The organism is Cyanobium sp. BA20m-14 (assembly GCF_024346295.1).
Map to the genome: position 1 here is coordinate 1 of NZ_JAGQCR010000108.1, position 10,531 is coordinate 10,531.

Here is a 10,531-nt window from a genome sequence, read left to right on the forward strand (position 1 = left end):
CAGTATTTGCCTGGCGCACTTCAAGGTGAGATGTTCTGGCAACCGGGCAGCCTGGGCTGGGAGGGCCAGAGGCGCGATCGCCTGCAACAGCGGCGGGCCGCCCAGCTGGCAGCTGCCGCTGAGATGGCGGCGGATCAGGGCGACGTGCTTAGCAGCAGTCCGGAGGATCCCCAGCTGGAGCGCTGGCTGCAGCGGCAAGCCGCCGCCGAGGGAGAACGACTAGACAGACTGAGACGGCGGTTCTGGGATGGGGTGATCTGGCAACGCCAAGCGCGGGTGCTGGTGCTGGAAGCGAGGTCGTTGCTATGGGCCCTTGATCCCCTGGCCGCTACCCCCGAGGGCGGGGTAGTGATCACCGTGGCCCACAGCTCCGACCGAGAGCGGCTGCAAGCCCAGCTGAAGGTGCTCGACAGCCTGCGCCAACCCCAGCTGCTGCTGGTGCCTTCCCAAACCCCTGCAGCCCTTAGCTCCCAGCTCGAACCGAAACTCGCACTTGACTCCGGGGGACGCTTCGACTGGGTGATAGCGCGGCAACCCTGGCAGGGCCTCAGCGCCGAACAAATCGAGGCCTGGATCGGCCAGGCAGGCGCGCTGCTGGGTAACACCGGCCAATGGCGCCTGCTGTTCAGCACTCCCCAACTCGGTCCAGCAGCAGGCCTGCGGGCCCTGATCGGCACGGCAGCCCCCCCCCTGCAAATCCTGCTGGAGGAGCTAACTCACCTGGAGGGGCAGCGACTGATCCAGGCCCAAAGCACCGGCCTAATCAGCCAACGCAGCTTGATCGCTGCAGGATGGCAAGTGCAACAGGAGCAGTGGCAGGAATCACTCCAACTCGAGCTGACTGCCGAGCTGATCGAACGCTGGCTGGCCCCGGCCAGCTCCTATCTAGAAGCCATGGCCGCACTCCGGGGCAAGCCCCTAGCCAGTGATGCCGTGCAAAGCCTGCGAGAAGCATTCAGCCGTCTGCTGGGCCAGCCCCTGCCCCAGACACTTGAGCACACCTTGGTAAGGGCAAGGCGTGCAGACGCACTGAAAACACCCCTAAACACATAAAAAAGCCCCGGCGAAAGCCGGGGCAGCTGAGGTGGCGAATCGCCTAGCGAGAGCCGAACACCAAGGCCATGCTCACCAAAGGCCAGGCTCACCAGAGGCCGCGGATAGCCTCAGGTTGCACCTGCTGAACTGGGGCTGGGGCCATTGTGCGCACTTCAGCCACGGGATCAGCCATCTGGTTGGCCTGGATGCAGGCCGGCAGGAACACGTACCAGGAGAGCAGGGAGGTGCACTGGGCGTCACCTTGGCAACGCCCTTCGGCGCAGACGTTCTGGGCACCGGTGTAGGTGTTGCAGAAGTCGGCCAGACGCATGTCAGTGGGCAGAGCATTCATGATGCCGGCCGAGGAGATCTGGCCGTCACGGGCATCGGCCACGATCGCCGAGCGCAGAGCCTGCACCGCGAAGGTATTCATGCTCCAGTAGGGGAAGTAGCTGGTGGTTTGGTTCTTGAGGAACTTCACACCGGCATCCGAGTAAAGGAAGCGGGAGACGCCAACCAAGTCCACGTTGTAGGACTTGTTCATGCCCTCACGCACCTCGGCAGCAGTCCAGCCGGAGCGGTTCAGGCCCCCTTCCAGACCCCGATCGGTGACTTCACCAGACTGCAGAAATGTATTGAAGGCATCCTGGTTGGTAGACCACACGGCGCCGCCGGTGTTCCAACGAACGGGGAGATTGTTGTCGACTGCGGCGGACGCTGGCATAGCCACCGCCGAGAGGGCCGTACCCACAAAAAGGCCGGCCAGCAAACGCTTGATCACGAGAGGCGTGGAATCAGTTCAATCCGAAGCTAGTCACGCCATGCCGCATGTCACCAAAGATGCAAGTCTGCGGAGCGCATCGACACAAAACGAAAGATTTGTACTGGATTTAAGTGGTGAACCTTCGTTTTCAGAACAATCACGCGCCTTTATGTACCCCCTCTTTCTTCGGGCTGTCCTGGCGACTCCAACATCAAACCTGCACAGCCCTCACCAACCGCCGCCCAACGCCAATCCTGCTGCAGAGCGCTGCTGTGATCGGGCTTGGCCCCATCACTGAGATTTTGCAAGCTACCGCTGGTGTGGTCGTAACACCACTGAGCCAGTTCTGCTGCAAGGGTGCGATGGCGCCACTTGATGGCCGCTTCCTTCAACACCCAGCTGTTGAGCACCGCTCGCCGTAGCTCCTCCCCAGTCAAATCCCCCAACTGCGCCTGTTCAGGCTCTGGATAAAACCGCCGCATCAATCCAGCTGGCTCAATAGGTCGAGCAGTGGATTCGAGGTCTACTCCGATGGGAGAGCCGGAGTAGCCAATCAGCAAGCCAGCGCCGCTATGGCTGAGACTGACCCATCCCAGATCATTACCTAAAAGTGGTGGTTGGCCGGGCGGACTATGGAGAGGCACCGCGGCACCAGCGCAGCCCAACACATCAGCCAGCTGCTGCCGGAGCAGAGCCCGGCTCTGGAAGTAGCGACTTCGCTGCAGCTCAGGCAGGCCCAAGCCCCAACTCCATTCATCAGTAGATAAACAACCGAGGCAGCCCCCCTCCAGATAGCGCAGCCATAGCTGGGGGGCTGGGCGCTGCGGCAGATCCAAGCTGCTGCCTAGGCTCACTCGTGAGTTCGGTTGGACGTTCAATGACCTTGCAGATCGGCGAGCCCGCCCCTGATTTCACCTTGCCAGACCAAGACGGAACGGCGGTGAAGCTTTCCCAGTTCAAGGGCCAACGGGTGGTGATCTACTTCTATCCCAAGGACGACACCCCCGGCTGCACCAAAGAAGCCTGCAATTTCCGCGACCAGTGGGGCGCATTCGAAAAGCAAGCCATCACCGTGCTCGGCATCAGCAAAGACGGCGCCAGCAGCCACGCCAAATGTATCGCCAAATATGACCTTCCCTTCACCTTGCTAAGCGACGCCGAGCCCTGCGCAGTGGCCGCGGCCTATGGGAGCTATGGGCTGAAGAAATTCATGGGCAAGGAATACATGGGCATGATGCGCCACACCTTTGTGGTGGATGCAGAAGGAAAGATCGAAAAGATCTACACAAAAGTGAAGTCCGAAACCATGGCTGACGACATCCTCAGCGATCTGGGCCTGGCCTGAGTGCCGCCAAGGCCTCAAGGGCCAGGTCTGGAGCCAGCTGTAGCGGCATAGCACTGACTAGCAGCTGCTGCAGCAATGGTTTCAGCAGGGGGCCATCTCCTCCCGTGAGCCAAAAACTGCAGCCCGGGCAGCTTGTTTTGGCTTCACGCCCAGCGGCGGCCAAGGCGGCCGCCAGACCCCGCAAAACCCCAGCGGCCATAGCTTCTCGTGTGGAGTGAGGCCAAAGTTCCGGGGGCAGATCTAAGGGCGGGTCCAAGGCAGGCAGTCCTGCAGTTTCAGCAGCCAGGGCCCGCAACTGCAAGGCAGCTCCGGCTAGCAACCGTCCTCCCCCAAATCGGCCCTCGCTGGTGACCAGGGTGAGGCTCAGGGCGGTGCCGCCGTCCGCCACCAATACGGGACCAGAGGCAAGGCACCAGGCCCGCCAACCCACTAGGGCACGGTCCACCCCCAGCCAGCCAGGCTGCTCCAACAAGGGCACATCTTTCAAATGCAGACGCCGCTCCAGCGGCAATGGAGCAGAGGCGGGCACCTGGCCCACCGCCGCCCAAGCAACCAGCCCCTCAAGCTGTCCCACACCGGCTGGAGCACTCCACGTACGCAGGCAGCCCAGCTCACCCTCTGCCCAGTGCCATCGGCTGTTGCCGATCAGCAGCCAACGGCCCTCGCTCAGATGCCCTCGCCCATCAATCCCGGCAGATGGATGCCACATTCTTGTTGGAGACCACCGAAACGGGTCGCCCGGCCGCTGACATCTCCTAGATCAGGAGCACTGGAGTGCCAGTCGCCCACCGTGGAATAACCCTGCTCAAACAGCGGGTGCTGGGGCAATTTGTGCTCTTCCATGTAGTAGTAAACATCCCGTTTACTCCAGGAGAGAAGGGGCCGCAGCGACCAGCGCTGACGCACCGCATCCAGCGGTTCCATGGCCTTGCGGTGATCGGTCTGGCTGCCGCGCACACCACTGGCCCAACAGGTCACCGCCAGATCAGTGAGGGCCCGGTCGAGGGGTTCCACCTTGCGGATGCGGTGATAAAGCGCCAGATCTCCCGGCTGGTCGGTTTCCCAAAGGCGGCCGTGCAGAGCTTCCATCCGGGCCGGGCTCATGGCCGACTGGGCCACCACTAACTGAAGCTGGAGCTGATCTACCAGGCGCTCGGCATATTGATAGGTCTCCGGCGGCAGATAGCCCGTATCAACCCAGATCACGGTTATGGGCCGACCGATATTGGCGGTCAGCTCACTGGCCATGTGCAGCAAAACTGCCGACTGAATGCCAAAACTGGTTGTTAAGGCAAATCCTGCCCCGAAGGTGTTCTGAGCCCAGCTCAGGCGCTCTTGGGCCGACAAAGGTGCAAGCAGCGCCCTGGCAGCGTCCAGATCGATCGGCCGACCGGAGCCATCGGGTGAAAGAGCTGGGACTTGGGCCATCTGCATCAAACCATCATCGCCCTTTGAGTAAGTCGCTGGTTAGGGTTCAAAAGCAGGTGCCGGCGAAAGACCACCAAAGCAATGCTGAATCCTGAGGCGGCGCGATCGCAGGCTGCGGTGACCCCGCCAACCGCACCGGTGGTGATCGTGGGCGGGGGCTTTGGTGGGCTTTACACCGCCCTCGCCCTGGCAGAGCGCCGCCACCATCCACCAATCCTGCTGATCGAACCCAACGATCGCTTCCTATTTCTGCCCCTGCTTTACGAACTGCTGAGCGGCGAACTGCGCAGCTGGGAGATCGCACCTCGCTACGACAGTTTGCTGGCCGGCAAAGGGGTGGCCTGGCTGCAGGACCGGGTTGTGCGCATCGACGCCCAGTCATCACAAGTTCATACCGCCAGCGGCCGGTGCCTGGCCTTCAGCCGCCTGGTGCTGGCCACGGGCGCCCAGGCCAATGACTTCGGCTCTTCGCGCTCCTTGCTGAGCACTTCGAGCCGCTCCTCTAATTCCGCCAAGCGGGTTTCGAGCTGCTCAAGCTCCTCGAGGGCGAGCATGTTCACCGGTTCGAGGGCTTCCATCCGGCCCTGCAGGCTGCGCAGCTCCGCCTGCAGGGCTTCCAGACCCGCCTCCCGCACTTCTGCGGGAATCTCCGGCCTTGGCTCAGGCAGTTCCCGCTCCAGTTGTTCGAGGCGCAGCTGGTCGCCACGCTGCTGTTCGGCCAGCGATTCGATCTCCTCGCCGAGGCGTTGCAGTTCCCATTGGCGCTGTTGCAGGGCCTGGCGCTGGGCGGCCAGCTGGGCTTCGGCGGCATCGCGGGCGCGGCGGCTTTCGCCAAAGCGGGTTTGCAGCTGCTGCTGCTCGGCTGCCAAGGTGCTGCGCCGCAACTGATCCGCCTGGTGCTGCTCTTTCCAGCGAGCTCGCTCCTCCACCAGGGTGTGAACAGCGGCCACCAGCCGCTGTTCATCGGCGCTCAGGGCCTCGAGCTGGTTGCTGAGGCGCTCGGCGCTCAGGGCCCGTTCGCGCCGGGCCGCCAGCAGCCCATCACGCTGGCTGCGGGCCGCGGCCAGGGCCGAGTCGGCCGCCTCCAGCTCGCTCTGCAGCCCCTGCCAGCGGGCTGCATCGCCGGAGGATTGCACTGCAGCTTCGGCCTCTTCCAAGGCGAGGCGTTGTTGCTGCAGCGGCAACAGCAGGGATTCGAGTTGCTGCTGGCGCTGCAGATCGCTCTGCAAGGCCTCCTGCAGTTGGCCCAGGCGACTGCCCAGCTGCTGCTGCCGTTGCAGCTGGGGGGCTAGGGCTCGCTGGGCGGCGCTGCGCTCGGCCTCCAGGCCCGCCTGGCGCTGCTGGTGTGAGAGCAGCCGGGGGCGCAGGGTCTCGAGCTGCTGGCCCAGCTCGGCTTCCTTGCGTCGGCAGGCCAGCAGGCTCTCGCCCAGCTCCAGCAAGCGCTGGCGCAGGGGTGCGGCTTCGTCGCCGTCCTGGCTGCGCCCGAAGCTGAGCTGGCTGCCCCGCTGTTGCAGGCTGCCGCCGGTCATGGCGCCGCTCTTCTCCAGCAGTTCGCCGTCGAGGGTCACGGCCCGGCAGCGGCCCAGTTCGCGTCTGGCATTGGCCAGGCTGTCGAACACCAGGGTGTCGCCGAAGACGTAGCGGAACACCTCGGCGTAAACGGGCTCGTAACCCACCAGATCCACCGCCTTGCCCACCAGCCCACCGCTTGCAGGGCCACCTGCTGCTCCCCCGCGTTGCAGGGCGGCTCCGCCGCTACCACTGGAGCCGCTACGGGAGCCCCCGCGAATCTTATTGAGCGGCAGGAAGGTAAGCCGGCCTGCCCGGCGACTTTTGAGCAGCTCGATCGCCCGGGCGGCGATGCGGTCGTCGTCGACCACCACCTGGCCGAGGCGGCCGCCGGCGGCCAGTTCCAGCGCCAGGCGCACCCGCTCCTCCACTTCGCCGAGCTGGGCCACCGGCCCGTGGATGCCGTCCATGCCAGCCTCCAGCAGTACCCGCAGGGCGCCGGTACCGCGGCTTTCCTGCAGGGTGTCGCGGCGGCTGTCTAGCCGGGCGATCTCGCGCTCGAGCTGGGTTTGCTCCTGCTCGAGGCGGCTGCGGGTTCGCTGCTGAAGGGCCAGGGCTTCGGCTAGCTCCTGCACCTGCTGCTGCTCCAGGCGGGTGGCTTCCAGCACCTGCTGCCAGCTGCTTTCGGTGGCCTCCAGTTGCTGCTGGGCACTGCGATGGCTGGCCCCTTCCTGCTGCTCTTCGGCGCCGAGCTCGGCCAGGCGCTCCTGGTGCTGCCGCAGCCGCTCCTGTAATTGCTGCCGCTCGGCCTCCAGGGGGCTGATCTGCTCGCCCAGCTGCTGGCGGGCGCGGCTGCGCTGTTGCTGTTCTTCCAACCAGCTGCCGGAGCGCCCCGCCACCTCGCCAAGCCGGCGGCGCGATAGCTCCACGGCGGCTTCGGCATCGCGGCAGCCGGCTTCGGCATCGCTGAGAGCGGCTTGGTCGGAACTGGCCTCGAGGGCCTGCTGCTGCTGGCGCAGCTCGCCCTGAGTGCGGGCCAGCTCGTGGCGCTGGCGTTGCAGGGCCTCGGCATCGAGCTGGTGTTTGCCTGCCTGGCGGGTTAGTTCGCGGCCACTGGCCTCAAGGCCTGCCAGCTCGGCCTGCACGGCGATCAGCTGATCTTCACCTAGGGCTTTTACCTCAGCTTGGAGTTGCTCGAGCACGGTGGCGGCGGCAGCCAGGCCCGTTTCTCCCTCGCTGATCGCCTCGCGTTCAGCCTGTTGCTGACTGGCGAGGCTGGCGCTGCGTTGCCGCAGGGCAGCCTGGTTCGCCTGGGCTGCTTCAAAGGCCAGCACCTGCTCCTGCAGGCGGCCGTTGTGGTGGCGCTGGCGCAGGTCTTGATAGGTGCGGGCTTTAGCGCAGTCGCGCTCAAGTTTCTGGCGGGAGCTGAGCAGCTCCTGCTGCACGATTGAGCAGCGCTCCTGACGCTCCTGCACCTCATCAAGCTTGCCGCGGCTCTGTTCGATGCGGCTGTCGAATAGGGCTACACCAGCCAGCTCGTCGATGATGCCGCGCCGGTCCCGGGCGCCCATCGAGACGATGCGGGTGACGTCACCCTGCATCACCACATTGCTGCCTTCAGGATCCACCCGTAGGCGTCGCAGCTGGCTTTGGAGCTGTTGCAAATTGCAACTCACCCCATCGGCGCTGAAGCTGCTGGCATAGGTGCCGCCGGGGGCAACCCGCAGGCGCCGGCTCACCGTCCACTCCTGTTGGCCTGGCTTGATCCAGGGCCCTTCTTCGGGCGGCTCCAGGCCTGCTTCGGCCTGGTCGGGTTGCCACTCACTGAGGTCAAAGCGCACGCTCACCGAGGTTTCGGCGGCCTTGCCCTCGCGCAGCATGGCGCTGTTGATTAGATCCGGCAGGCGATCTGCCCGCATGCCGCGGCTGCTGGCCAGGCCCAGACAAAACAACACCGCATCAAGGATGTTGCTTTTGCCGGAGCCGTTGGGGCCCGTGACCACCGTGAAACCTTCTTGCAGCGGGATCGTGATCGAGCCGCCAAAGGACTTGAAGTGGGTGAGCTCGACCTGATTGATGTGAACCAACAGGCCCGTGCGCCGAGCAGCAGAAATGTAGCGGAGGGTTTCGAAAGCTCAACCCCCTCCTTACCTTGAGGACTGAGCTTCGCAGTCGCCCCCTGTCCCCATGACCGCAGAACTGCCATGACCGCTGAAACGCCTCCCCGCGCCGCCAGCCCAGAGGGCTTCCGCGACCGTTTTGAGACCCTTATCCCCACGATTCAGCGGGAGTGGCCGGCCGTTGCCCGCCAGACCCTGGAGGCGACTCGGGGCAGTTTTGATGAAGTGGTTGAGGTGATTTCCAGCCAGACCGGCCGCACCGCTAGTGCGGTGAAGGACCAGTTGCTTGAGCTGCTCGAGGTGGCCGGGGACCAGACCAGCCGCCTAGCGGACAACCTGGCGCCCTTGGAGGCCCAGTTGGAAAACCTGCTCGATGAGCTCAACACCACCTTGCGGCCTCGTAGTGAGAAGCCGGTGCGGGAGCGTCCGCTGATGGCGATCGGCATCGCCACCGGCGTCGGGGTGCTGCTCGGTCTGCTGCTCGCCTCAGGCCGGCGTTCCTCATGACGGATCCGAACTCGCCAGGCCCAGCCCGGGTGGCGGCCGGTCGGGTCGGCGCCTTGATGACCTCGGTGATGGACCTGCACGTGCGCATCGCCCTGCAGGAGGTGGACCGGGAGAAGCGGCGCCTGATCAGCGGTGGCCTGCTGATCAGCGGTGGCCTGGCGCTGCTGCTGTTGGCGCTGATCGGCGCCGAGCTGGCCCTGCTGCTGTGGCTGCACGACGCCCAGGGGCTGAGCTGGATCCACGCCGCCCTGGCGGTGGCTGCCCTGGATCTGGTGCTGGCCGGGGTGTTCGTGCGGTTGGGCGGCCAGCTGCTCAAGGGGCCCTACCTGCCCCAGACCACCGCCGGTCTCAGCAAAACCACTCGCGCAATCTTGGGTCGTTAACGCACCTCATAGTGCAGCCAGCGGCAGTCAATGCCTCCGTTGCTGATTGGGATGCGGCGGCTGGCCTTCATTTTGAGGGCGCCGGTGAGCTCCGGGTTGCCGCTCAGCAGCCACAGGCTCCAGCCGCCGCAACGCTCTTTCACTATGCGGCCCAGGTCGGCGTAGAGAGGCTCCAGAGCATCACGCTCGCCGATGCGCTCGCCATAGGGCGGGTTGCACACCAAGATGCCCGGCCCTGGTGGAGGCACGAAGTCGCGGCAGTCGCCCAGGCTCAGTTCCAGGGCACTTGCGATGCCGGCAGCCTCAGCGTTGCTGTGGGCTTGATCAAGCACGCCGGGTTCCTGTTCCATGCCAACGATCGGCGCCATGGGGTCTCCGCTGGGGAGCGTCTCTCGGGCCAGGGAGCTGGCCGCTTGCCGCTCTTGCTGCCAGAGCTGGGAGTCGAACTTTGGCCAGCGCTCCAGGGCGAAGCGGCGGCCCAGACCCGGCGCCCGGCCCAGGGCCATGCAGGCCGCCTCAATCAGCAGGGTGCCGGAGCCGCAAAGGGGGTCGGCCAGGGGCACCGAGCCATCCCAGCCGGTGAGGGCGATCAGGCCGGCGGCGAGGTTTTCCTTGAGCGGGGCCAGGCCCATGGCAGCCCGGTAGCCGCGGCGGTGCATGCTGCCGCCGCTGCCATCGAGGCTCAGGGCTGCTTCGCCGCCGCCAAGGTGCAGATGGATGGAGAGGTCGGGATCGTCTAGGTCAACGGAGGAGCGGGCGCCCCACTGCTGGCGCTGCAGATCCACCAGGGCATTTTTGACCTGCAGGGCGCTGTAGTGACTGTGGTTGAGGCCAGGAGCGCTGCCGGTGGCATCGACGCGGAAGGTGGCGCCAGGAGGCAGCCAGCGGCTCCAGTCGACGGCGCGCTGCACACCGTCGTAGAGCTCGTCCTTGCTGCGGCAGGGAAATTGAGCCAGTTCAAGCAGGAGCCGGAAGGGCAGGCGGGCTTGCAGGTGCAGCCGGTAGAAGCCAGCCAGGTCTGTTTGGAAGCGCACGGCCCGGCGTAGGCGTGCTGCGGCTTGGCAGCCCAAGGCCGTGAGCTCAGCTGCCGCGGCTTCTTCGAGCCCCGGTGGCACAACCGCTATGCCGCTGATTGATGTGCTGTTTGGTTCGGTGATGCCCACCCCTGCGCCTGCCCTTGCTTGCTGCCACAATGAACCAGTCTGGTTTCGGCCTGACTAGGTGGCTCACACCAGTGCTTCGGACAGCGGTTCGATTCCGCTCAGCTCCACTTAAACGGGGCTGCAATGGTTTCGACGGGGTATAAGGAGGGTGACTGAAGCCTGCTCGGTAAGAGCACACACGTAACAGCGAACAACATCGTTGCTTTCTCCCGTCAGACCGCCCCTGTGGCTGCCTGACCCTGTCAGGGAGATGGGGTGAGGTCAGCCTTATCACCCAA

9 protein-coding genes and 2 pseudogenes are annotated in these 10,531 nt (G+C 65.0%); 5 read left to right on the forward strand and 6 right to left on the reverse strand.

Annotated elements, in window-relative coordinates; genetic code table 11:
* Nucleotides 1–1,053, forward strand: a pseudogene (locus KBZ07_RS10860) (recombination protein RarA); the annotation flags it as partial.
* Nucleotides 1,054–1,141: 88 nt separating this feature from the next.
* Here the strand turns inward: KBZ07_RS10860 and KBZ07_RS10865 are convergent.
* Complete coding sequence (locus KBZ07_RS10865) at nucleotides 1,142–1,816, reverse strand: alpha/beta hydrolase (protein WP_254931629.1); 675 nt, start codon at nucleotides 1,814–1,816, stop codon at nucleotides 1,142–1,144.
* 149 nt (nucleotides 1,817–1,965) lie between these two features.
* On the reverse strand, nucleotides 1,966–2,652 hold the full coding sequence (locus KBZ07_RS16460) for a 4'-phosphopantetheinyl transferase family protein (protein WP_396124025.1): 687 nt from the start codon (nucleotides 2,650–2,652) through the stop codon (nucleotides 1,966–1,968).
* 23 nt (nucleotides 2,653–2,675) lie between these two features.
* On the opposite strand from KBZ07_RS16460, the gene bcp reads away from it, so the two are divergent.
* Nucleotides 2,676–3,143 (forward strand): thioredoxin-dependent thiol peroxidase, encoded by a 468-nt coding sequence (gene bcp / locus KBZ07_RS10870; protein ID WP_254931630.1) that lies wholly within the window; start codon nucleotides 2,676–2,678, stop codon nucleotides 3,141–3,143.
* On the opposite strand, the gene KBZ07_RS10875 is transcribed toward bcp, so the two are convergent.
* Complete coding sequence (locus KBZ07_RS10875; RefSeq protein WP_254931631.1) at nucleotides 3,121–3,717, reverse strand: type III pantothenate kinase; 597 nt, start codon at nucleotides 3,715–3,717, stop codon at nucleotides 3,121–3,123. The genes bcp and KBZ07_RS10875 overlap by 23 nt on opposite strands.
* A gap of 92 nt (nucleotides 3,718–3,809) precedes the next feature.
* Nucleotides 3,810–4,577 carry a phosphoadenylyl-sulfate reductase gene (locus KBZ07_RS10880; RefSeq protein ID WP_254931632.1) on the reverse strand — a complete coding sequence of 256 codons (768 nt, stop codon included), beginning with the start codon at nucleotides 4,575–4,577 and terminating at the stop codon, nucleotides 3,810–3,812.
* A gap of 75 nt (nucleotides 4,578–4,652) precedes the next feature.
* Here KBZ07_RS10880 and KBZ07_RS10885 point away from each other — a divergent pair.
* Nucleotides 4,653–4,988, forward strand: a pseudogene (locus tag KBZ07_RS10885) (FAD-dependent oxidoreductase); the annotation flags it as partial.
* Here the strand turns inward: KBZ07_RS10885 and KBZ07_RS10890 are convergent.
* Nucleotides 4,961–8,167 carry an ATP-binding protein gene (locus KBZ07_RS10890; protein ID WP_254931633.1) on the reverse strand — a complete coding sequence of 1,069 codons (3,207 nt, stop codon included), beginning with the start codon at nucleotides 8,165–8,167 and terminating at the stop codon, nucleotides 4,961–4,963. The pseudogene KBZ07_RS10885 and the gene KBZ07_RS10890 overlap by 28 nt on opposite strands.
* A gap of 117 nt (nucleotides 8,168–8,284) precedes the next feature.
* Here KBZ07_RS10890 and KBZ07_RS10895 point away from each other — a divergent pair, with 117 nt between their 5' ends.
* Both KBZ07_RS10895 and KBZ07_RS10900 read left to right on the forward strand, forming a co-directional pair.
* Nucleotides 8,285–8,707: a glycine zipper domain-containing protein gene (locus KBZ07_RS10895; protein WP_254931634.1), complete on the forward strand. Its 423-nt coding sequence runs from the start codon at nucleotides 8,285–8,287 to the stop codon at nucleotides 8,705–8,707.
* Nucleotides 8,704–9,090, forward strand: coding sequence for a phage holin family protein (locus KBZ07_RS10900; protein WP_254931635.1), 387 nt, complete (start codon nucleotides 8,704–8,706; stop codon nucleotides 9,088–9,090). Before KBZ07_RS10895 ends, KBZ07_RS10900 begins: the two co-directional genes overlap by 4 nt.
* On the opposite strand, the gene KBZ07_RS10905 is transcribed toward KBZ07_RS10900, so the two are convergent.
* Nucleotides 9,087–10,253 (reverse strand): class I SAM-dependent RNA methyltransferase, encoded by a 1,167-nt coding sequence (locus tag KBZ07_RS10905; protein WP_254931636.1) that lies wholly within the window; start codon nucleotides 10,251–10,253, stop codon nucleotides 9,087–9,089. The genes KBZ07_RS10900 and KBZ07_RS10905 overlap by 4 nt on opposite strands.
* Nucleotides 10,254–10,531: the final 278 nt, after the last annotated feature.